Below are 24,533 nucleotides of genomic sequence, written 5' to 3'. Positions count from 1 at the left end.
TCACCTGATTTTTTTGTGCTACTTCAAGATCAACCAGAATTTAAAGATTATTTTATAATAACTTCAAAATATCGAATAACTAATAATATATATTCTTAATTTTGGAGGCTGCTCTACTGTGATGCTTTCAATTGAATATTAATACTATTTTACTCATAGTATTGATTATGTTTGTAACTTTATATATAATCAGCTTGTACCAAATTATATGTATAGTTCTTTTTTATGTAATAAAAGTTATTTTATTGATATATCTTGTTGATTCCATTAAAGCATAGTTATGAGTTAAAAAAATAATAACGCCAGGATACACTGAGGGTAATCATAATTCTACAAGTATAGAATCTTAAAATAAATATGCATACCTAAAATATTCAAGTATAATGTGCCCTATACTTATAGGCCAGTGGATTTGTATATATTTATAAGCGTATATTATACTAATGATACCTAATGGATATGTAATTACCCGTGAGGAACATATCAAGATACATAAATATATTTAATCGCTGAGCATTAATAAAAATTTATAAAAAGGAGATAAAATCAGGTACAAAGTTTACGATACAAATTTAACAATTGGTGATGATTTTGAAAAATATAACAAGCTGTATATTCAATTTTCTAAAATAGCATTGGAAGTTTCTGATTTATTTGAGGAAGAATATATACATTTTAATTCTCTCGATAAATTTCTAACTGAGGGTGAATCTTTGATATACAAATTATTAGCATATCCATTAGAACATTCCATGCAACTTCTATCTAATAAAAAAATCTATACGATAGATGAACAAACATTTCTAAGCAAAAACATTGATAATATACTAATACCATGGAATACCGCCTTTGATAAAGTATATTATGAATACAGTCAAATTAATTCAAACTCAAAAGAAAGTAATGAATTTAGATCACTAAGAAAAGCTTACAGAAATAAATTTGTTGGTGGAGGTTTTGGCTTTGAAGGAGCCATTAAGGGTATTACAATGGCGTCTATGTTAAATACTGGAACAGGGGTATTATTTTTACTCCCATATATAATTGCTGTTGTACATTTTTTCTTTGCTATTAGTTCATTAAAATGTGCTTTTGGAATTGAGATAACTGTACCCACATTACAGATCATAGGAATTATGTTGATTGTTCAAATTATATATTTTCTTATTATAAGAAAAAACTATTTATTTGAGATTAGAAAAAGTTTATTATAAACACTCATAAATAAATATTTAATATTAACAGCTTCATGTAAACAATGGTTTGCAAGGAGCTGTTATATTTTATTTTAGAAAAGAGGTAAGTTCATAAGAAATTTAAACATAAAGTAACTGAAATGTCACGTTTCCACCCTTTCCGTGTCTACTCATAGCTAAAAATGTGATAACCTCGCATTTTCTTAACGCTTTGCACCCTCTCGAGTTCAAATCCTCATCTAATTATTATTGGTGTGGCTTAGTGACGATTATTTTGTCGTCATATCGGCGCCACATTGCTACTTATTATTTCTTTTATTCTCAATAATACTAGGATTGGATAAGGTTCTCCGTACCACTTGTAAGTGAGGTTATATATTTTAATTACATTTTTACCAAACATCCAAGTCATACGGCTTTGTTTTTGCCCACTTATCGAAATCATCATTTGTTATAGCAATAGTACCAGCCTCCTTATTCCACATATTATAAGTTGGCTTAAAATCATCATTATAATCATCCCATCTTATTGAGTTATATAAACAACCTAATCTATACATTCTTCTAGATACCTTATTATTAATAATATCTAAAACATCTTTTTTATCATTTAAAAATATTATTAAACTTCTTGCAAATTCTGGTAATATATCTTCATTGTTGTTAAACCTATTTTCAAAAACGTACCTAACTAGGCTGTGATATCTATTAGCAGTATAAACTGGGGTCTGTACTACTATATAATTTCTTGCTTCACCATTATATTTTAATAAATTAACCCTTATTATTGAGCTATCTATTTTATATTTGCTTAACTGTAACTCTGCTTGATTTGGTCTTTCTAATTTCAAAAATATTTTATTATTTTCCATCTCTATTGATGATATACTAATTATTGCTCTTCTTATATTGTCATCAGAAACACTTCCAGAACTCTTTTCATCATATGATTTTATATCCTGATTAGTTTTAACAAAGTTATCTTTATCTGCATATAATTTTATTTCATCACCTTCTTGTACCATTTCTAACCTATCTACTTCAGATAATTTAATCCATTCGGTTTTCTCATTACTGCTTTGAAATGAAACAAATAATTTATTAAATATATAATCAAGTGATATATTTTCTAAATTTACTCTGTATATACTTGTTAACTTTATAAATACTTCCATTTCTTCTTTTGTATTTATTTGTTTTAATATCTTACCCCACAACATTCCTTGTGCTATATCAATCATCTCTTGGACTCTTTTCCAAGATGGATGTAAATTAAAACGGTCTTCTTTTGGAATTCTTGCTGGTGTTAATACTGGTTTTATATTCCCCCTAATATCAATTAAAAATGACTCTATACCAGCATGTACTACATTAGCTCGTTCACCTAAACGTAATCGTTTATCACCATTACCAGGAGTTCCACATACAAGTATCCCGTCGCAACATGTTTTATCTAAATGTTGAGCATAAACCCTTTTATTTAGATCATTTTTTATTACAAATATATTTCTTTCATTTGGGTCTTTGTTATCCCATTTAGCTTCATCGTTTTCTAAAGTAAACTTACCATTATAATCAACCAATAAACTTACTCTCATCATTCCATTTAAATTATTATTAATTTCTGATAAATCTTGTTCAAATGTTTTATAACTATTCTCATTTATATTTGCTTTTTCAATAAATGTTTTTGGAGGTACTATTCTATTAGGTATTGAAACTTTATCTTTAATTTCATCTATTAAACATTCAGCGTCTATGTTAAACTCACACCCTAATGCATATCCATTTAAAATTTCAATTAGTTTCACTTTATCTGACCATCTGTCTAAATATGGCGGCTTATTTCTACCTATTATTTTAATACTTGTTCCTACAGCTTGGACCTCTTTACCATTTTTTAATACTACGATTCCATTTAATCCATTTATCTCGACTATTAAAGGCTTTCCTTTCCCAATACTGTATCCATAATCTCTTCTTGTTTTTATAATAATTGTATCGCCTAACATAAAGCATGACATAAATCCAATTCCAAACTGAGAACATGGGTCAAAATTTATACCAGAAGAAGCTAATGACTCTCTATCTTTTAAAAATTCTGGCGATTTATAATAACTCCTCCCAGCCTTAGTTAAAAAACTAGTTATTATCTTTTCATCCATGCCAATTCCATTATCTACACATGTAACAATTTCTCTTCCATATTCATCGACCTCATGTTTGAATTGGACTTTTCCATCAATCCAATTAATATTTAATTCTTTTTTGAAAATACACTTTCTATGTCTCAATGCATCTAACGAATTCTGTAGTAATTCTCTTATGCATATTGATGATGATTCATATAAATCTTCTGTCATAAGTAATTTAACTATTTCATCTCTAGATAATGAAAACTCCAAATTATGATAAATATAACAATTATCCTTAGCTTCTATTCTGCTTCTATCAACACTTGTAGGTGTATCTAATTTATACTTCGCTACATATGCTGGAAAGTTCTTAACTAAATTATGTGATTTTATTAATTCCTCATCTATCCAATCCATAAATTGCAATGCTGCTCTATGATATATTGGATGCTCACATTTCATTGTAAATCTTATTGCATTCTTATTAATTTCCCATCCATATACTGATCTATGTTTTTCCCATTCAATTAAACTAACATTATTTGAAAAGTGAATCGTTTTGTAAATAGAGTCAGGGGTTCTATCTCTATCAAAATCTAATATATCCGCTAACCTCAATATTACAGCTAAAAACTTCATATTTACTTTATATGTAGCTATATTTTCATCTACCCTAAATCCATTAACTTCATTTATATTTGCTATATCTTCATTATGTGATTTACATAACTTCCCTACATAATCAGCAATATTGGTTCCATTAATTTTCCATAAGGAATCCTCTTTAAATTCATCATACACATAATTTTTAGATTCCTCACCATGATTAATTCTAATATAATCAGTTAGCAACGCATCTTGTAGTTCAGTATATGCTCTTATACACCTTTCTTTTTCTTCTGTACTAAAATCATTATCATTAACCCTTTTTTGGATGTCATTAAAGTTTGGATGTTCTATAATCCAATTTTGTTTAAATAAATTAAATTCATCACTACTTTGTAACGTTTTAATCTTATCATCATCGAGTATCATGCCTTGATCATGGTAGAATGCAGATAAAATTAATAAAGCTATCTCTATTGGGTTTAATAACTCTAGAACTTCTTGCGATAGTATCATTGCCATTATTTCTGTAACTCTTAATAAATGAACTTCATCATGAAGAGTATACTGTGAATGTAACGAAGGAAACTTTTTCATTCTTGTTATTGCATTATTACATGTTATTAACAAATTAGATGCCAACATTCTTGCTACATCTTCATCCCTTTCACCGAACCCACAATCTAGTTTCTTCCATAACGTTGTGTCTTTTATCCCCTCTATATTATTAATTATAGCCATACAGTCCCCCCTAGTATTGTTAATGTATCCTTTTTATAACATTATAACAAATTCACCTTGCTTATGATACAGTGTTTTCAACACAAAAACTGCTGTTACCCTTATATATCAGTGGCTAACATCAGTTTTTGCATTTACTTATGGTACGGTTCACCTTAACAAGTATAACGTAGACTTTTAAAAGAAGAACAGATTACAAATACTCGTAATTTGTTCTTCTTTTAGGTTTTAATTTACATTAGTAATTTCTATTTGTTGTATTTTTAAACTAAATATTATAGTCAACCATAATCTCTCAATTAGTTATAGTATCTCCACTTTCGCTATAATATCTTTTAATAAATTTCAAATCATTTATTTCAAATCCATCATAGGTCTCACCAATTTTAACCTTTGTTAACTCAAAATTACCACTAAGCAATATTTCTACACCTGACCAATCAATTCGTTCACCAGAATAGTGGGTTCCAGGTGAAATTGATACAAGCATCTCTATATTCCCAGCATAAATGATACCTTCACTATCTTCAGTGCATGTTATAGAACTTATTGCTATGCCCTCGAGACAATCATAATCTAAATAATCAAATTGTAATCCGAAATCTCCATATAACTTACCTAAAGCACTTCCATCAATTACTATTTCACATGCTTTATTACTTACTTCATCAATAAATTTTTCATTAATTATACTCGTTAATTCAGCTCTAATTCTCATCTCTCTTAAATTTTTTCTGATTAGCTTTCCTCTGATTTCCCTACCTTTTCTACTTTGAGTTGATTGAAATATATATAAGTAATATTCAGAAAACTCATTGTTTCCTTTCTTATTATCATATATCTTTTCTTGAAGCTCCTCAAGCAAACTTACTAAAATACCTACATCATTTATAGCTTCATAATCTTTATTGAACATAACTAACTCTATTACAAGACTAAAGAAATTAGATTTTTTGTACCACATTGTATCATTAGGTAATTTACAATCATCTATTAATTTTATTGCATAATTAATATCTTTAATCATATTATCTTTATTTAAATATTTTTCATCATTCATTTTTACATATGTTTCTATCTCCTTTTTCCCTGCAAAGTATCCACCTTCTTCCAATGTAGACATAATTAATAGTATATACTCGATATCATCCATTCTCGAAGATTCTTCTAAGCTAAAAATTTCCGTTTTCTCAAAAAACTCTTTACCATTTTCAATTATAATTTTTGCAGTTTGAATAAACTCTCCTTGATATAATGCATTTCTTATTTCCATAGAGTTTAGAGCGTATTGTACAGAATTGATTCTGTTAAAAATATCCAATACCAATTCGTCAGTTATTCTTCCTAAATCCCTAACTACTATTTTATAATCAAAAAAGCTTTTCTTTTCATCATCAGTCAACTCTGAAAACTTTTTTATATTACTTATTATAAATTCATCTGATTTAATATACTCATTTATTGTTCCTAGTCTCTGCTGTCCGTCAACAACCACCATGGTAGATGTTTGTTTTTCTAAATCAATCTCACCATCAGCCAAATATATCTCAGGGAATGGCAACCCTTTTAAAATAGTTTCTATAAATTTTTCTTTGTGTTCATGATTCCAAACCAAATTTCTTTGAAAACGTGGTCTAAGAATGAGGCTACCACTTTTCATCATATTAAATAATTCAATTAACTTTTTATTTGTAGCTACTCCTATTTCATTCATTTTATAATAAACCTCCGTCTCTTAGATTCTTTATATTCGACTCATGATATTTTTCGAAAAAATAATTTTCACGATATATTGCCCCTGTTATTTTCTTTTCTCCAAACTCTTTGTAAGATATGGATTTGAAAAATTCAAACCATTCTTTTTTCTTTGAGTAACTGAATGGAAATTTATCTGGTCTTATCCACCCTCTAAAGAAATACTCTATAAACTTTTTATATTGTTTATCCTCTTCTTCGGTTCTAGAAGTATGATCAATATTATTAAATTCAAATAACTCTTTCCAATATAAATCAAATATATCATTGGATATTATAACCATATCAATATCTGATTCATCATTTAATGGCTTCCAAAGTTTATGTGGAGCTATACTAAATCCTAATTTTGCAGAACCAACCATTTTTACACTATCAGTATGTATTAAAAACTTATCGGCTATTTTTTCTTTTATTTTATAATATTTGCTTTCATCCTTATCAAAAATATATGGTGTTCCAAAACTAAAATGCCGCCTAGTTATTTGCAAATTTGACATGGTATTATCTTTTAAATCAACCTTAAAATTATCCAATCTTTCCTCTATTGTCATTATAAATCCCCCCACAACCCTACAATCTTATTGTTAATTATATACTTATAAGTATATCATCTACTATATTGCAATTCAACTTATGAATATTCTTATACCCAGTACATATATTACTAGTAATCGGTTTTTTTCTATATTTTCCTGAAAACTATTCTTCCAGTCTACTATTTCATTTAATATTAAGATACATTAATACCATAATTACATGTAGTCTATATAACCTCTAAAAATATAAAGCTTATTTTTATTCATATTATAATAGTAAACAAAATAAAAGAAGGAGAACCCCCATTATCTAGGGATTCTCCTTCTTTATCTTTTATGAAATATTTTTGTACCTTTTCGTCAAAGTGTAACTCTATACTTTCTATATCTTTCTTATCTTTTATAGTTATCTTATTTATAATTAATTTTAGCAAAGTTTTCTTTCCTTCTTGAGCAGTTATTTCTAGTAGGTTATTAAAATCTCTCAAAGTATCTCTTACTACCTCATATTGTATGTTGACTGAGTCATTGTTTTCCAATTTTAATTGTAGCTGTATCCTACGCTTAGATTGTATATCTATTTCGTCAGTTATGGTTTCCATTCTTTGTGCCAGAGGTTTCTTGTCTATTGTGCCGTCTTCATATAGTTCAAAGACTCTGTTCTTTCTGTTTTCTAGGTCTCTTAGGCTCTTTGTTAGATGCTCCTGTTCCTTTTCCAATGGTATTAGTATGTCTTTTCTTTCTCCATCATTACTAATATATTTTTCAACTATATTAGTAATCAAATCTATCATTATTTCATAGCTTACGCTTTCCTTTTTCATTTTAAATTCCCCCACTATTCTACTTTTATTATTCAAAGTAATAATATATATTTAAATTTAGGATTGTTACATGTGCAAAAAATAGCCTTAGACAGATTTTACTCAATCTTAGACTTGTTACAATTCACTGCACTATTTAGATTATGCAGCGAAATATTTACAACTAATTTTCTGGTAGTCATTATACAGCAACACATGCTTTATTGCAGCTACTACTAGATATTTTTGCAGTGAATTATCCCAAAGTTTTGCAGCTTAATATCTTTCTTCATGAGATGATCCATTTTCACGACGCTCTACCCTATATTCTCTTTTCAGGCAATCTTGCCCTTTTACGAACCTTTTGAACATTGAAAACAGATTATCCACATGCTCTCTTGCATCACTTCTTCATATATTATTAAATATATAACACTACCTATATAATCAATATTAAGCTAATAATTTATCAACTATTTCTTTATAAACCCTACAATTTATTCCTTTAAACCGTTCAAATACTATAATTGTTTGCCCTGCTGCATTACATAGCCCCCCTAGTTTATTATCTAAGTGCTTATAAATCTTTCTTCTCATATTTAAGCTTCCTATGCTCATTCCAAGTTTCTTAGATATTTTATCATACGTAAAATTAATTTCTTTAGTACTATATAGATATAAGTAAAATGCTATAATATCATCATTTTCAGACCAACTATACATATTAAATCCCTCCACTTATTTATTTATAATTTTATTATATACCACTCATCCTGTCCAAGGCGTAAAAATAATTCCGATTTTTTCTATATTACTCCTACTAAAATTCTTTTAATACTCTCTTTTCTGACCTCTTAATGGTAATTAATAAGTTTAACATATTGTCTCATTTAATCAAACTGTAACGAAAAATAAACCTTATTAAGTACCGATACTTTATAAGGTCTGTATTTATATTTATTTTTGTACCTTTTCGTAAAAGTGTAGTTCTTTTTATCTTTTATGGTTATCCTACTTATTATTGCTTGTAGCAACTCATTTCTTCTTCTAGAACAGTGATTTATAGTATCCTATAGAAAATACCCTATAAATTTCTTGCTAAATTCTGTACTAATTAATAGCATTGAAAGTGCAGTTACATTGTTGACTTTATTTATCAATTACTTTAACTACACTCTCAATATGATTAACTAATTAATTTACTAATACCATTATTCCATTTCTTATCATGAATAATTCTTGCTTCTTGAAGTTGTCCACTTAATATTTCTGACTTAGTCAGCTTTGAAGCTTGTTTCCAATTTCCTCTAAAAACATAGGTAGCATTATTGGGCTTATTGGACTCAAATATAAAGATACCTTTTTTAATAAAACCATAAATTACGTATCCCCAAAATCCTTGGTCTCCTATTGCCATGAAGTCTGGTACATTTTTTGCAATTGCTTCATGTCTTTTGCTTATAATGGCTTTGTGCCTAGTTGGTATCGTATTTAGAATTGCACCAAGATATGACTTTGCCTTTTTCCAAGGATATTCACCTTTAGGAAACACAGTCCAGGTTAACCTTTCCATAGTTATTGTTTGCTTAGGAGTATATTTTTCAGTCAATGTTTCACATACTCCAAACATCTCAAGATACATATTTATAGTATGCTTTATTATATTTTTATTCTCATGTGTATATATTAATAATGGTGAAAGTAACAAGCCATTTGTGTATATAAGCTCAATTTCCGGTGGTGGAATTAGATTGCTATGATAACACTTTTTTGTACAATAACGTGTGCCATAATGGTCATTACCATGCCAATCCACTATATGATACTCACTCTCAAAAGTCCTATCCTCCCTGGGAACAGACTTATCGATAACCCATCGCCCGTTTGCATTAAAATTTGTAACACTTTTAATAGGTCTTGGTAAGAAAGCATATTTCTCCGACAAATCTCCTAGAAGTCCATATTTTCTTACCTCATCACAATACATTTCTACATTTTGTAGTCCAATATAAAGATGCTCCCCTTCTTGAAACTCAGAAAGGTATTTATCAATATTTCGTATTCTCTTGCCATTAATTATCATCTCTTTACCCTCCCCTATTCTCTAGGTAGGCTTAACAAGTTGTCAATTGATGTACTGTTTGGTGATGATTTTACATATTTCTCATAGTTAGGTGATGGACTCGTCATAGGTATTAAGTTTGGATATGGGTGAATATCTACTTGGATTCCCTTATTACTTTTCACCAAATAATCATATACTTTATCTTTTTTATAAAAACCATCCTGTTCACACTCCATTAAATAAATACTATCAATTTCTAATAAATTATTAGATGTTCCACATCCAGATTTCATTTTAATTTTAGTTGCCTTCATAAATAAATCCTCCTTAAAATAATGAATTTTATCTTATATTTATATATAAACCCACGAAAAATACAATTGCAATACTACTTCTCTCCTACTATTGCACCTAGTTTATCGCTAAAAACATTGACAATATTCACTACTTAATGTAAGATAATTTCTTGTGATAAGAAATTTAAATTTTTAAATAATGAATTTGTTTTTAGAAAAGCTTCAATGGACGGCAATCTATTGAGCTTTTTCTTTTTCTTTTGGGGATTTTTAAATTATTATACTGACATATTAAATGATACCTTGTCCATAAACTACTGATTGACTTACTCTTATCCTTTAACATAATAAAGTATTTTACACTACCCTATATAAACTAATTGTATATCGCGTTTACATTTTTTTTAATTGTATACATTCTAGGAACCCCATTTTTATATTATTCTAGAATTTATTAATTATCTAACTGCTATTAATAAAACAATTAAAGTCTCTATTAATTCAGTTCTAGATTTAATTAAAAGAACAAGTACTAATTTACTTCAGCCATTGGAATCATATTAATTAATTTGTAATACTCTAGTCTCTTAGTAGTGTTAACCATATTCGTAAATTCGATATTATTAAACCAATTAATCAAAAATTCTTTTCTTACTTCTGATAACTCTTCATTATTACCATAAACAAAATATCCCATTGCAAACGTAATAAATTCCATTCTGATTGGAATGTCCAGTTCATTACTATCAATAAACTCAAGTGTCAATTCTAAAGAATTCAATGTCATTTCAAATAATTTTTTTAATTCTTCTGTATCTAAATCACAAATTCTACCTTCTTTAACATCAGAAGCAATAGGAGCTATTTTTTTCGTATCAATTTTTGAAAATAAATAATCATATGCTGGATTTAAAGCTGCTAAAGGATATGAAACTTGAGTTGATTTACTTGTAAATATTTCGTTATATTTCTTGTCAACTAACTGCTTAATAAATTTACTAATATATTCACTATGATAATCAACATCTTTTATCTTTAATCTAGATAAACGCATTTCTTTAAGTGGTATTTTACTACCTGCATTGTTAAGTATCTCAAACCATTTCATTTGTTGCTTCTCATCAAGGTTTCTGGCTAAATTCACAGTATATCTATAACCTAAAAATTTATTTCTAATAAGAGAAAGGTATGTGTTTAATGAACTATCTTGTAATTCTTTATGCTTTCTTACATAATCATCAAAGATTTTAAAATCCTTATTATATATAACACCAACAGGTATTTGTCCTTCTATAGGAACATCAGAATCTTTTAATACTACAATTTTGCCAGCCTCTAAATCTACCACATAATTTTTAAAATCTTCATGCCCAATATAACACTTATAATTTGTAGAAATTCTTTGCTGACCATCTGTTAAAGAGTATACTTCTCCGCGGATTCCAATTAATTTTTCTCTAGTCATCAGACTTATTTGAGAACCATATTTTACATATATATCTTCTTGTGGGTCAAATCCAAAGTCCAAATGGCACATTGAAATTGGCGAGACTGCTGCAAATCCATTTAATTCAAAAGATAATAAATCGCTTCTTTTTACTTCAGTCCATCGCAACCCTGTTTGAAAAATTGGCATCACAATTTTACCCTCATCAACTCTTCTACAAATATCCTCAATAGTCATAATCATTGTTTCTCTAGAAGGGTCAATTTCTATTTTATTCTTAAAACTCTTCTTTAACTTTAAACTCATAATATCACCTCTCTACTTTTCTTAATTATACTGCTGCAATAAATTATTGTCAATACATTATTTGTTATTTATATAAATTTACTTAGCAGCAATACTTTTTCTTTATTTTATTCGCTTTTTTTATTGGCTGCAAAATACGCTGCGCAATTTTATCCTTTAAACAGTATGTCAAATTTCAAGAATAAATTAGAACATAAAATAGCCCTTGCCTAAATAATACTAATCAAAGGTTTCACTAGTTGAAGCGAAGCATATCAACTCAACCTAATAAAAAGTAACAGTTATTTGTGATACGATTCACCTTTCATCATTTTAATCCAACTAAATTATAGAATAAATAAAACCCTCAACTAAATTCAATTAGTTGAGGGCTTCACTGGTGGATGCGAAACACATCAACCTCCTATCAATAAAAAATCACCGTTATTTGTGATACGGTTCACCGTACCATATTATAAATCTATTTTTTCATATTCAAATCATCCATTTTGATAATATAAAAAAATACTTAAAATCCATTTCCGTTTAGTCTTTCCTATTTTGTCGTCAAACCGGCGTCACATGCTCCTTTTTTATTAAAAAATCATACTAAAATGGCTCTAGCACAATCTGCTAGAGCCCTTGATTTTGGCGGAGAAAGGGGGATTTGAACCCCCGGAACGGAATAACCCGTTCGCCTGTTTTCGAGGCAGGTACCATAGGCCACTCGGACATCTCTCCATATATTAAGTTACCTTTAATATTATACCATATAATTAAACTATTTAAAATATTTTTTTATTTATAAGTTCCTTGCCCTTTTTTAGATATATTCTAGGTTCAAAATAAATTATTGACATACTTAATAGTTCTGATATAATAAATATTGTATTTGACTGATAATGATTCTTAATTTCATTTTCATTTAAAATGATAATTTATAATTTACTTAATCATTATTTTTATACATATTAACTTAAACAATTTAGGAGGATTTCCATGAAGAAAAAAAGATTATTCGTAGTATTAACATCCGCTTTAATTTCTGTTGCTGTTTTTGCAGGTTGTTCAAAAGCTGCAGAACCGGTTAAGAAAGTAAGTGTAACTAAAGTGGTTAGTACAATGAAAGGCAATGTAACGGTGCCCACAAGTCCTAAACGTATAGTTGATATATCTGGATCAACAGAGGAATTATTAATTTTAAATCACACACCAATAGGTACAGCCAATGCTGATTCTTATAAAACTACCGAAAAGCCAAGTTACCTAAAAGATAAATTGAACTCTTCTAAACTTGTAGGTTTTTCAATGATGGAAACTATGGATATGGAAGCTATCCTAAAACTTGATCCAGATTTAATTATAATGAGCGAGAGGCAAACCAAAATATATGAACAATTAAAAGCTATTGCACCAGTTGTAATGCTTAAAGATTATGCTAATGATTGGAGATCAAAACTAACAAATATCTCCAAGCTGTTTGGACAAGAAAAAGATGCTCAAAAATGGTTAGTATCTTACGATAAAAAAGCTATAACAATAGGTAATGAAATTAAGAAAACTAATGGCACACAAACTTACCTTACCGTACTCGCTAGCGCAGGCAAATATTACATTTTTAGCGATGCAGCTATAGGTTCAATGTTATTATCAGATATGAAATTATCCCAACCTAAAAACATGCCAAAACAAGAGGGAATAAGTTTACCAGTAGTAACTATGGAAGGTTTATCATCAATTGATGCAGATCATGTTGTAGTTATAGCAACTGATGTGGATAAAAAGGATTTATTAAGTAGTTCTGTTTGGAAAAGCATGAGAGCTGTAAAAGCTGGAAATGTTACACTGCTTCCTAGTTCTCCATATTTTGCACAAGGTTATTCTCCAATAGGAAGAGAATTATTACTTGATTCAATAAAGAAAGAATTTGTGAAATAATCTGTGAGGTGCATCACTTTAATGAATAATATAATACTTAATCAAAAGAAGAAAAAGATGAATAGACTTATTATGAGTACATTTATAATTGTAATTGGACTTATTATACTGTTTTTCGGAATTGTTTTGTCAGTATCCCTTGGTGCAAAACATATAGATTTAAATACAGTCTTGAGTATCATGCTTTCACCTAGCAATGATATAAACTCAAAGATTATCCACGATATAAGACTTCCTAGGGTAATTGCAGCTGCTCTAGTTGGAGCATTTTTAGCAGTATCAGGTGCTATAATGCAAGGAATAACAAGAAACCCAATTGCTGACCCTTCAATAATGGGAATTACCCAAGGTGCAACTTTTACAATAGCTATAGCCTTTGCAATGAAGGCTAATATCGGTTCTTCAGGTTTAATGATTTTTGCTTTTATTGGAGCTAGTTTAAGTGGGATAATAGTATTTCTTTTAAGTTCTAGATCTATTAAAGGAGTTAGTCCCATTAAACTTGTTTTAGCAGGCACAGCTTTAGGTACCCTTTTAATATCTCTTGCAACTGCTATTGCAATGTACTCTAATTTATCTCAGGAACTTAGTTTTTGGATTGCAGGAGGACTTGTTACTGCGAAATGGGAAGGTGTAAAATTATTAGCCACGTTTGGTACATTCGGAGTCATTGCAGCTATAATTCTTTCTCCTAAAATAACCATTTTGAGCCTAGGAGAAGAAATTGCCATAGGTCTTGGTCAAAAAACTAACATTATAAGATTTATTGGAATAGTAATCGTAATAATATTAAGTGGTAGTTCCGTTGCAGTTGCCGGTAATATTGCTTTTCTTGGTCTTATTGTCCCCCAAATTGTAAGGAGTTTAGTTGGACCAGATTATAGATTTATAATCCCATGTTCTCTAGTTCTTGGCGCAAATTTACTAGTTTTTAGCGATATAGCCGCTAGAATGATTAATCAGCCTTATGAAACTCCTATTGGCGCATTAACTGCACTTCTTGGAGTACCTTTCTTCATATATATCGTAAGAAAGGAGGCAAAATCATTATAGAACATACACATAAAGGAAAGAAAAAACTAATTTTGATTATAAGCATTTTATCTATTTTGCTCCTTTCAATATTTATAATTAGCTTTAATATAGGAACCTTTGCTATAGGTCCTATTGATGTAATTAAAACATTCTTTGGACAAGGAGATAAAAAACAGGAACTAGTACTTTTCACTATGAGACTTCCACGAATAATTATAGCTCTACTTGTAGCAAGCGCTTTAGCAGTATCCGGAACAGTACTTCAAGGAATAACTAAAAATGATCTCGCAGACCCTGGTATATTAGGTATAAGTTCTGGTGCAGCACTAGCTGTAGTTATTTATATATATTTTATGAATGGAAAAGCATATTCTGATGTAAATTTACTTACTATATTTACTATGCCTATTATAGCTCTCTTTGGAGCAGGCTTTGCGGCCTTCCTTATTTATACTTTAGCATGGAAAAAAGGTATAAATCCCACTAGATTGATCCTGATGGGTATAGGTATCAATTCTGCTTTTTCTGCTATATTGGTTCTATTTCAATTTAGATTTTCAACGCAGGATTTTAACAAAATAATGATTTGGACCTCAGGAAGTATTTGGGGAACTAATTGGAATTATGTTATAGCAACGCTCCCTTTTGTATTCATTTTTACAGGACTTATAATTTATAAGGCTAGATACCTTGATGTTTTAAGTTTAGGTGACGAGTTATCAGTCGGACTTGGCGTGAATATAGAAAAAGAGAGAAGGACACTACTAATATATACCGTGGCCTTAGCAGGAGCAGCTACAGCTGTTGCAGGAACCATAGCATTTTTAGGGTTGATTTCTCCACATGTAGCTAGAAAACTTGTTGGACCAAAGCACAAATTATTATTACCAACTTCAGCCTTAGTTAGTTCAATAATTTTATTGTTGTCTGACACTATAGCTAAAAACGTTTTAGCTCCTATTGAAATGCCTGTTGGAATAGTTGTTTCAATTATTGGGGTACCCTATTTCATTTATTTGATTATGAAAGAATAATTATGAATGCTTAGCTTAGGAGGCTCAATATGAATAGCATAAAAACTGAGAATCTTTCTATTTCTTATGGAGATTCTGACATTGTAAAAGATTTAAATTTAAATATACCTCAAGGAAAAATTACAACTATTATAGGCTCAAATGGTTGTGGAAAATCAACCATATTAAAAACTATTGCAAGAATATTAAAACCTAAAAACGGAATCATATACATAAATGGTAATGACATTCAAAGTTTAAGTTCGAAATCAATAGCAAAAAAAATGGCGGTTTTACCTCAAAGTCCCGAGGCACCAAATGGGTTAACTGTAGGTGAACTTGTAGCCTATGGAAGATTTCCTCATCAAAGTGGATTTGGTAAATTAATGGCCAAGGATAAAGAAAAAATAGATTGGGCACTAAAGATAATTAACATGGAAGAATTCAAAGATAGGCCTATAGAGTCATTATCCGGTGGACAAAGACAAAGGGTATGGATAGCTATGACTCTCGCACAAGAAACAGAAATTTTATTATTAGATGAACCTACAACTTATTTAGATTTAGCACATCAGTTAGAAATTCTACAATTATTGGATGATTTAAATAAATTACATGGACAAACTATTGTCATGGTAATTCATGATTTAAATAACGCAGCAAGGTTCGCAGATTATATGGTTGGAATTAAAGATGGTAACATAGTTTGTAGTGGAACCCCTAGAGAAATAATGACTAATGATAATCTAAAAAAGATATTTAACATAGATGCCGTAGTTGTTGATGAACCTATAAACCATAAACCAGTCTGTATTACCTATAACTTAATATAGATTTAGTTTAATCTCAAAAATAATATTAAGGCAGGATAATCATCCTGCCTTAATGTTATTTTCTATTAATACCTTTGTTTGCAATTGAGCGACCATATAATTTTTCTTTTTCTTCTTCCGTAGCATCACTAGGACCGCTCGTCATGTTAGGCATGTTATACATTTGAGTTACCTTAGCGTTTGAAGCCCCACTAACATCCTCATTATCTCCTGATTGTTCATCAGATTGTTTTGTTTCCTTTAAATTATATTTATTCATAAATATGCTCCCTTCTAATATAAAATTACACTGCATATAACCAGTGTATTTCATAGTTTACCCAATTATGTTAACATTAATCCTTTGGTAATCTAAGTGAAAGACAAGTAAGTCCTCCGTCCATTTTTTCAAATTCAGACATATCCACCTCAATAATTTTAAACCCTGCATCTAATAATGCTTTTTTTGAATTTTTAAATCCTGTTGGAATGATAAGATACCCATTTATTAAAATACAATTTGCTGAATATGACTCGTTATCATCTACTTTAATCACCTTAAACTCTTTAAAATCTTTAAACAACTTGTGTTCTTTAAATTCTCCAGTGGCAACAAAAATATTGTTTTCTAAGTAAACTAATCCTGTTTTGAGATGAAGTATATGAAGTACATCTGCAGTAGATGATGTATATCCATATTTGCTAAGTATTTCTGTGAGCTGTCTTGCACCTTCTGCATTAGTTCTCTTAGATTGACCTATATAAAAATGATTTTCTACCCTTAATATATCTCCCCCATCCAAACAAGCCTCTCCACTTAAATATTCTATGTTGACATAAAACTTTTTCAAAACATCAATAATTCCTTTTTCTTCTCCCTTTCTTGACTCTGCACCAGGCTTTGTAATAATGGCACATTTCTCTGTTACAATAGCTACATCCTCAACAAAAGTTGAATCTGGATATCGCTCATCAGCTTCCAATACCAACACATTGCATCCACATTTCTTTAAAGCTTCTATGTAATCCTCATGTTGTTTTACAGCCTTCTTATAATCTGGCTTACCCATATCTGAAGTAGTAATCCCCTCAGCGAAATTTTTGCTTAACTTTCTTACAATTACATTTTTTATCATAGTAAAATCCCCTTTCGTTTTATCTTATACATCTTACACAGCAAAATTTATGCCAATATGCTATCAACCTACTTATTCTATAAACAGGTTAGTCTAAGGGAATATAAAAAATTTTCAAGTTAATAAAGCGAAAAAAATTTTGCCTTTACGCAAAATTTTTTTCGCTATACTATATATTATATTTTGACAATTTATAATTTAATGCTTGCCTTGATATTTTTAACATCTTTGCTGCCTCTGTTACATTTCCCGTGTTTTTTATAGCATATACTATAATGTCTTTCTCATAACTTTTTACAAGTTCGCTTAACGATTTATCAGACGCCACAAGACCTGCCGCACAATTCTTCTCACTTTTCACAGAAAACATATAGTCTGGAAGATCCTCCACTGCAATTTCATTACTATATGTTATATTAAAAGCAGATTCTATCACATTTTTTAATTCTCTTATATTTCCTGGCCATAAATAATTTTTAAATACTCTTAGAACCGATTCATCAAGCCCCTTAATCTCTTTCTTCATTTTTCGATTATATTCTTTTATAAAATAACTAGACAAAAATTCAATGTCATTTTTTCTATCCTTAAGCTCTGGAAGACTAATTTGAAGTACTCCAATTCTATAAAACAAATCTTGTCGCAGTTTATTTTCCCTAATAGATTTTAATGGAGATTCGTTTACCGCGGACAAAATTCTAACATTTACCCTTATACATTCAGTTGAACCCACTCTTCTAATTTCCAAACTTTCTATCGCTTTCAATAGTTTCGCTTGCATAGATATTTCCATAGAATTAATCTCATCTAAAAAAAGAGTACCACCATCTGCCGCTTCAAATAAACCCTTTCTATTTTCAGCGCCTGTATAACTACCCTTTACCGTACCAAACAAAATACTCTCAAGTAATGTAGCCGGTATAGCTGCACAATTTTGAGATATAAACGGCTTTGAAACTCTGCTACTATTTTTATGTATAGCTTGAACCACCATTTCTTTTCCCGTGCCCGTTTGTCCATAAATTAGAACTGGAGAATCAGATTTCGCTACTTTTATTATCTTTTTCTTAATATCTAACATATTTTCATCATTAGTTATAATTTGATCTATATCATATAGTTGCCTTTTTTCTTCCTCTCTTTCTTTCAATCTTAATGTTATATCTTTCCTTTGTTTTTCAGGTTCAATATATATTGAAACCTCTGCTACTCCTATAATCTTTTCACCTGATTTTACTGGAAATGTTGAATTAATTGCATCTATGGCTACGCCTTTATAATTCACAAGATGTTGTTGTTCATTTAAAATAGCTTTACCACTTTTTAACACCCTTAACAATGTACTGTTTTCATCATTTAGATTAGGATATATGTCCCAAAGATATCTTCCAACCAGTTCCTCATCATAAAGATTATTAATATCTTTTCTAAAATTATCAGAATATTCAATAACACCCTTTTCATTAACCATTACAATAGCATCTATATAATTATGTAAACTTAGAATTTGTTTAATATAATTCTGTAGCATAAAACCACCTCAATTTAAAATTTATCCAGCGATCTACAATTCAATATTATCAAATACGCCCCTACCTAAGAATATTATTAAAGCACTAAATATAAGATTATATGCTATAAATGATGTGTAGGCTATAACTACTCCAACAAAACTACTAGACGAACTATATAATACGGTAAGAAGAATTATAGCAGGTGTTACTATCCCAACTAATATCATAATTCTCATAAATCCCGTAGTTACTATATTATCACCACCGCCCAAAAGTCTCCTAGTTAGGATTCCTCCATATATAAAAAGAGAACCTATTGATTCAAATGCTACTATATTAAGAATAATAAGCATAATGCTACTTTTAAATAATATTCCTGTTATCAAAAACACTATAGTCCCATCAATAAGGTTTTTTATATTATCAACTACAGTTGCATAGATAATTTTCTTAAACGTATGATCAGGCAGCATATATATATACTGGTTTGATAAATCTTTTCGCCATTTGCTTGCAAAATTAGATATTAATTGAAGATATATCATTCCCCCTAAGATCATTGCTAGATCCTTAGTTGGACCATATAGGCCAACAGTTATTGCTATAACAACATAAATAACGGTCCCTATATTTATAAATCCAAACCCTGTTTTTTTATACTCTAGTATTTGTCTCCAAAATATAGCGGAGGCAAACTTTCCTTTTCTGGTATACTGAACTTTTCTAACTCTAGGTTTTTTACCAGATTTCAAAAATATTTGCTCACCATTCCTTGATGCAGAGATTGCAGTTTCTTTATACTCAGTTGAAGCTAAAACATCTTCATAGTAGTCAAGTTTCATAGAGTAAATTATGTAACAGCAAATAGCACCTAATGCTATTATTAAAATAGTATAAATAATAAACACTGTACTAATGCCATTCATTGAAGCCATTATAATTTCTCTTACCCAACCGTATACTGGAATATAAGGGATTATAGGACTATTTAGCATTGATATAATAGCCTTACCTGGTGACATAGTTACATATAATTCTATAAAATAGCCTGTTAATATAACTATTCCTAAGCCTTTAAAAATATTTCTTATCATTGTTTTGTTTTTTACACTTTTAGAAGCTGTGGAATACAATAATATTTTTAGTATTGATGTGAAAATAAGCATAATAAATAATCCAAAAACAATTACTAAAATTCCATAGGACTGAATGTTACTATAACGACTAAGAGTGTATCCTTGAAATAGAACAAAAACCACTGCTATAAATGAAGAATATATTTGTTTTATAAATCCATATATTAAGACCTTTTGGGGGCTAATAGGAGCTGTAAATATAAAATTTATATCCGCACCTCTAAAAAAAGTAGCTCCTTTATTTATTGATGAATAGATATCTGGAGCCGTAAATATTAAAATAACACATCCGACAATAGTACTATATAACATTGGATCCAAAATACTTTTTGCTCTACTAGTATCTTTATTAACAAAAAATACAAAACACAAAGATATTAAACATAATATGTATAAAACAAGCTTTAATGGTTCATGCTTTAACTGAAGCAACCAATTTTTTATAGATTTTCTTATTATATAAAATAATGGCTTCATACATTTCCCTCCGTTACATCAAAAAAGAGTTCCTCTAATGTCTCATTTCTACTCTTAAGCTCCTGCTTTGTACCAGATAGAACTATATTCCCATTTTTCATTATAAGCACCTTGTCCCAGAAATCATCAACGCTATCTATTATATGGGTGCTTATTAAAATAACTGAACCTTTTTCTTTAAGCTCAACAATTGCTTTCTTTAATTCCTTAATTGCCTTAGGATCAAGTCCCATTAATGGCTCATCAAATAATATTACCCTTGGTCTTATTATTAGAGCGCAACAAATGCTTACCTTTTGCATCATACCCTTAGACAATTGTTTCCCAAGTTTGTCTTTCTTATCACTTAAATCAAATCTTTTAAGTAATTCTTCAGCCTCATCCTTATAGTCTTCTATTCCATAAGCCGCAGCTATATATTCTATATGCTCATAGACCGTTAGCAAATCAAACATAGCTGAAACTTCCGGAACATAAGAAAATATTTTTTTTGCATCAATGCTCTTATTTGGGTGCCCACAAATTTCAATGTACCCATTATATTTTAATAATCCAGCAATAGATTTTATTGTAGTACTTTTTCCAGCCCCATTGGGGCCTAAAAGAATGGCAATTTCACCTTCGTTAACTTCAAAACTAATATTGTTTACAGCTATTTCTTTAGAGTATTTTTTAGTAAGATTTTGTACAATAAGCATGTTACTCATCTCCTTAAATAAATATATATATTTTAATTATACCAAATATTCCTATTATTGTACAAATGCATGGTTTAACGCTTCCCTATTAAAGAAATTATTATCATAATAGTTAAGATATTCTATAATTAGACGATAATATATATAAAAGGTGGGATAATACGTGAAAATAAATTTAAAAAGAATGAAAAACACAAAAATTACAACAAACATAATAATAATTTGGATTATATCATTGCTTGCAACACTCTCAGTAGGCGCTATTGGTTATACTAATACTAGTAAAATGTATGCTATTAGTAATGATGTTAACAGTACCGTTATTCCAAAACTTAAGGATTGGGGTGATGTTAATGGATATATGGGTGTCCTTCGAAATACTTTAACTAAAATAATTGATAGACCCTTTGACAAAAAAAATGAAACTGGGATGTTAGATTTAAACAGTAAGATTACTACAATTATTAATAGACAAGTCATAACATCGAGGGGTGATTCAACAGAAGCTGCTTTAGTAAAATCAGCAAAGGATGCTTATGAACATTATTACTCATTCATTCCAAGTATAATTGATCAAAGAAGACGAAATCTTGTTCCTGATAAACAAATAACAAATGTTGATATGGGTGTGTTTGGTACAATTCTTGCCAAAAACATTACAGATCTTGTAGATTATCAAAAACACATTGCCGGTCTTCAAAATGATAAGTCTAGAAACTTATATCATAGTAGTAGTATTACATTCGGAATTATATTTTTATTATCTATTTTAATTTTGTCTGCTATATCTCTACTCATTATTTTAGTATTAAAAAATTCTATTAAAGAATTTACAGATAAACTGCATATATTATCTAATGGAGATTTTACAGTAAAAATTGATACAGAACTAACTAACGAATTTGGTACAATGAATACTGCATTATTAAAAACTATAACTTCAATTTCAAATATTTTAACTAACATTAATCATGATTCGGTATATATTTCAGAGCAAGCACTGTCATTATCTTCACTATCTGAAGAAATGAATGCATCAACTAAAGAAATATCAAGTTCAATTAATGAAGTTGCACAAGGTTCCTCTAGCCAAGCCCAAGAGCTTATGGATATGAGTAGTTCACTAAATTCTTTTGGTAAAACGCTAGAAGATATTACTTTATCAATAACTGGGGTTGATAAGAATACAAATGCTATAAACTTTAAAGCACAAAATAGCAATAATGAATTAACTCATCTTGCTACTTCAATTAATGATATAGCAGTTTCTTTTAAAGATGTTAGCATCAAAATATCAAACTTAACTAATAGTGTTAATGAGATAACAAAAATAACAAATTTAATAAATGCTATTGCAAGTCAAACAAACTTACTTGCACTAAATGCAGCAATCGAAGCAGCAAGGGCCGGTGAGTCTGGAAAAGGCTTTGCAGTTGTAGCTGATGAGATTGGGAGGCTAGCTGAGCAATCTAAAAATTCTTCAGATGATATAAATAATTTATTAAAATCCATACAACAAGAAACTAAAATTGTTACTGAAACTACGGATACTGCAAATGGAGAACTTACAAAACAAATCTCTGTTGTAGATACATCTATATCTTCCTTTAAGGAAATAATAACTTCTATTGAAAATATATTACCTGAAATAGCAGGTATAAATAATTCAATACTCGGTATAAATAGCAGTAAAAATACCATAATAGCATCTGCTGAGAGTACATCTTCAGTATCAGAAGAAAATTCTGCAGCTGCTGAGCAAATATCTGCCGCTACCGAGGAAATGACAACTTCATCAAATGAGGTCGCAATATCGGCTCAGTTACTAAATGATAAAACTGCTTCTATGATAAAGCAGATTGAAAAATTCACTCTTTAGTAATTTTGTCCTTAAATTTACTGTTAACAAAAAACTATATAAAGTAGCAGAAAAACTAGGGTTAACGCTCTAGTTTTTCTGCTACTTTATTATTTTATTTTAAAAAAATTTATTTTTGTACTAGTATATCATCTCCGGCCTGAATATAACCAGCCTCTAGCACCTTAGCAAATATACCTTCTCTTGGCATTATGCAATCACCAACAAGTTTCATTATTTCACAACCAGCATGACATTCCTTTCCTATCTGTGTTACCTCTAAAACTACCTCTCCAATTTTAAGCTTAGTTCCAATAGGAAGTTCATACAAGATTATTCCCTCTGTAGTAATATTTTCAGCAAATTTTCCTGCACTTAATCCTTGAGCTCCCTTTGCTTTCATTTTATCAATGCTCTCAACCCCAAGAAAACTAACTTGTCTATGCCAATCACCTGCATGTGCATCTCCCTCTAATCCATAATTGAATTTGAAGAAACCTTTTTCGATAGGATGTTTTACTACACCTTTTTTCTCGCTTATATTTACTGCAATAACCTTTGCCATTACAATCCCTTCCTTTCAAATATTCCCGATTTTCCCCCGCTTTTTTTTACAAGCATAATATTATTTATAACCATGCCTCTATCAATTGCCTTACACATATCATATATAGTCAGTGCTGCAACAGATACCGCCGTAAGTGCTTCCATTTCAATGCCAGTCTTCCCTACAGTCTTCGTCGTTGCAGTTATCTCAATTTTACTGTTTTCGAAATCGATTTTAAAACTAATATTACAGCCTGATATCATTATGGCATGACACATTGGTATTATTTGCGAAGTGCTTTTAGCCCCCATAATTCCGCCTACCTGCGCTACCGCTAATACATCTCCTTTTGAAATAGACCCATTTTTTATTTTTTCTAGAGTTTCTGTCTTCATTGAAATTGACCCAACTGCTATAGCTTCGCGAACAGTGTCAATTTTTTCAGATACATCTACCATTTTAGCTCTTCCTTCTTCATTTATATGTGTAAATTCCATTCTT

General features: G+C 29.7%; 21 protein-coding genes and 1 tRNA gene. 6 read left to right on the top strand and 16 right to left on the bottom strand.

Features of this window, described 5'->3' with window-relative positions; genetic code table 11:
* The first annotated feature begins 713 nt into the window (after positions 1-713).
* Positions 714-1,214: a hypothetical protein gene (locus A7L45_RS06070; RefSeq protein WP_071611943.1), complete on the top strand. Its 501-nt coding sequence runs from the start codon at positions 714-716 to the stop codon at positions 1,212-1,214.
* Positions 1,215-1,588: 374 nt separating this feature from the next.
* Here A7L45_RS06070 and A7L45_RS06065 read toward each other — a convergent pair whose 3' ends face one another.
* The 9 genes from A7L45_RS06065 to A7L45_RS06025 all read right to left on the bottom strand — a co-directional run bounded on the left by A7L45_RS06065 (position 1,589) and on the right by A7L45_RS06025 (position 12,609).
* The gene (locus A7L45_RS06065) at positions 1,589-4,678 is read right to left on the bottom strand and encodes an HD domain-containing protein (protein ID WP_071611942.1); all 3,090 of its coding nucleotides are present in this window, start codon (positions 4,676-4,678) and stop codon (positions 1,589-1,591) included.
* Between the two features lie 295 nt (positions 4,679-4,973).
* A complete protein-coding gene (locus A7L45_RS06060) occupies positions 4,974-6,392 on the bottom strand; it encodes a DUF262 domain-containing protein (RefSeq protein WP_071611941.1) in 1,419 nt (472 codons plus the stop codon).
* A gap of 1 nt (position 6,393) precedes the next feature.
* Positions 6,394-6,987, bottom strand: a complete 594-nt coding sequence (locus A7L45_RS06055; protein WP_071611940.1) for a hypothetical protein — start codon at positions 6,985-6,987, stop codon at positions 6,394-6,396.
* Positions 6,988-7,235: 248 nt separating this feature from the next.
* The gene (locus A7L45_RS22755; protein WP_151554037.1) at positions 7,236-7,796 is read right to left on the bottom strand and encodes a hypothetical protein; all 561 of its coding nucleotides are present in this window, start codon (positions 7,794-7,796) and stop codon (positions 7,236-7,238) included.
* 432 nt (positions 7,797-8,228) lie between these two features.
* On the bottom strand, positions 8,229-8,498 hold the full coding sequence (locus tag A7L45_RS06045; RefSeq protein ID WP_071611939.1) for a hypothetical protein: 270 nt from the start codon (positions 8,496-8,498) through the stop codon (positions 8,229-8,231).
* 463 nt (positions 8,499-8,961) lie between these two features.
* Positions 8,962-9,858 (bottom strand): hypothetical protein, encoded by an 897-nt coding sequence (locus A7L45_RS06040; protein ID WP_071611938.1) that lies wholly within the window; start codon positions 9,856-9,858, stop codon positions 8,962-8,964.
* A gap of 14 nt (positions 9,859-9,872) precedes the next feature.
* On the bottom strand, positions 9,873-10,154 hold the full coding sequence (locus A7L45_RS06035; RefSeq protein WP_071611937.1) for a DUF3892 domain-containing protein: 282 nt from the start codon (positions 10,152-10,154) through the stop codon (positions 9,873-9,875).
* A 514-nt stretch (positions 10,155-10,668) separates the two neighbouring features.
* Positions 10,669-11,889 (bottom strand): DUF262 domain-containing protein, encoded by a 1,221-nt coding sequence (locus tag A7L45_RS06030; protein ID WP_084647367.1) that lies wholly within the window; start codon positions 11,887-11,889, stop codon positions 10,669-10,671.
* Between the two features lie 628 nt (positions 11,890-12,517).
* Positions 12,518-12,609: transfer RNA gene (locus A7L45_RS06025), tRNA-Ser, on the bottom strand.
* Between the two features lie 258 nt (positions 12,610-12,867).
* On the opposite strand from A7L45_RS06025, the gene A7L45_RS06020 reads away from it, so the two are divergent.
* The 4 genes from A7L45_RS06020 to A7L45_RS06005 are packed head-to-tail and all read left to right on the top strand — an operon-like array spanning position 12,868 to position 16,687.
* Complete coding sequence (locus A7L45_RS06020) at positions 12,868-13,806, top strand: ABC transporter substrate-binding protein (protein ID WP_071611936.1); 939 nt, start codon at positions 12,868-12,870, stop codon at positions 13,804-13,806.
* Positions 13,807-13,827: 21 nt separating this feature from the next.
* Positions 13,828-14,859: a FecCD family ABC transporter permease gene (locus tag A7L45_RS06015; protein ID WP_071611935.1), complete on the top strand. Its 1,032-nt coding sequence runs from the start codon at positions 13,828-13,830 to the stop codon at positions 14,857-14,859.
* Positions 14,860-14,891: 32 nt separating this feature from the next.
* Entirely contained in the window at positions 14,892-15,875 is a 984-nt protein-coding gene (locus A7L45_RS06010; RefSeq protein ID WP_224616746.1) for a FecCD family ABC transporter permease, read from the top strand.
* A gap of 29 nt (positions 15,876-15,904) precedes the next feature.
* The gene (locus tag A7L45_RS06005) at positions 15,905-16,687 is read left to right on the top strand and encodes an ABC transporter ATP-binding protein (protein WP_071611933.1); all 783 of its coding nucleotides are present in this window, start codon (positions 15,905-15,907) and stop codon (positions 16,685-16,687) included.
* Positions 16,688-16,742: 55 nt separating this feature from the next.
* On the opposite strand, the gene A7L45_RS06000 is transcribed toward A7L45_RS06005, so the two are convergent.
* From A7L45_RS06000 to A7L45_RS05980, 5 genes are all read right to left on the bottom strand, one after another.
* The gene (locus A7L45_RS06000) at positions 16,743-16,946 is read right to left on the bottom strand and encodes a hypothetical protein (protein ID WP_071611932.1); all 204 of its coding nucleotides are present in this window, start codon (positions 16,944-16,946) and stop codon (positions 16,743-16,745) included.
* A 76-nt stretch (positions 16,947-17,022) separates the two neighbouring features.
* Positions 17,023-17,802 (bottom strand): dimethylarginine dimethylaminohydrolase family protein, encoded by a 780-nt coding sequence (locus tag A7L45_RS05995; RefSeq protein ID WP_071611931.1) that lies wholly within the window; start codon positions 17,800-17,802, stop codon positions 17,023-17,025.
* Positions 17,803-17,971: 169 nt separating this feature from the next.
* A complete protein-coding gene (locus tag A7L45_RS05990; protein ID WP_071611930.1) occupies positions 17,972-19,333 on the bottom strand; it encodes a sigma-54 interaction domain-containing protein in 1,362 nt (453 codons plus the stop codon).
* A 33-nt stretch (positions 19,334-19,366) separates the two neighbouring features.
* A complete protein-coding gene (locus tag A7L45_RS05985; RefSeq protein ID WP_071611929.1) occupies positions 19,367-20,929 on the bottom strand; it encodes a putative ABC exporter domain-containing protein in 1,563 nt (520 codons plus the stop codon).
* Entirely contained in the window at positions 20,926-21,627 is a 702-nt protein-coding gene (locus A7L45_RS05980; RefSeq protein ID WP_071611928.1) for an ABC transporter ATP-binding protein, read from the bottom strand. Before A7L45_RS05980 ends, A7L45_RS05985 begins: the two co-directional genes overlap by 4 nt.
* A 163-nt stretch (positions 21,628-21,790) precedes the next feature.
* Here A7L45_RS05980 and A7L45_RS05975 point away from each other — a divergent pair, with 163 nt between their 5' ends.
* The gene (locus tag A7L45_RS05975) at positions 21,791-23,506 is read left to right on the top strand and encodes a methyl-accepting chemotaxis protein (protein WP_071611927.1); all 1,716 of its coding nucleotides are present in this window, start codon (positions 21,791-21,793) and stop codon (positions 23,504-23,506) included.
* A 109-nt stretch (positions 23,507-23,615) separates the two neighbouring features.
* Here A7L45_RS05975 and A7L45_RS05970 read toward each other — a convergent pair whose 3' ends face one another.
* Positions 23,616-24,050, bottom strand: coding sequence for an MOSC domain-containing protein (locus tag A7L45_RS05970; protein WP_071611926.1), 435 nt, complete (start codon positions 24,048-24,050; stop codon positions 23,616-23,618).
* Positions 24,050-24,529: a cyclic pyranopterin monophosphate synthase MoaC gene (gene moaC / locus A7L45_RS05965; RefSeq protein ID WP_071611925.1), complete on the bottom strand. Its 480-nt coding sequence runs from the start codon at positions 24,527-24,529 to the stop codon at positions 24,050-24,052. Before moaC ends, A7L45_RS05970 begins: the two co-directional genes overlap by 1 nt.
* Positions 24,530-24,533 lie beyond the last annotated feature (4 nt).

The sequence above is a fragment of the Clostridium estertheticum subsp. estertheticum genome (assembly GCF_001877035.1).
GTDB lineage: Bacteria > Bacillota > Clostridia > Clostridiales > Clostridiaceae > Clostridium_AD > Clostridium_AD estertheticum.
This window is presented reverse-complemented; position numbering and strand designations above follow the sequence as displayed.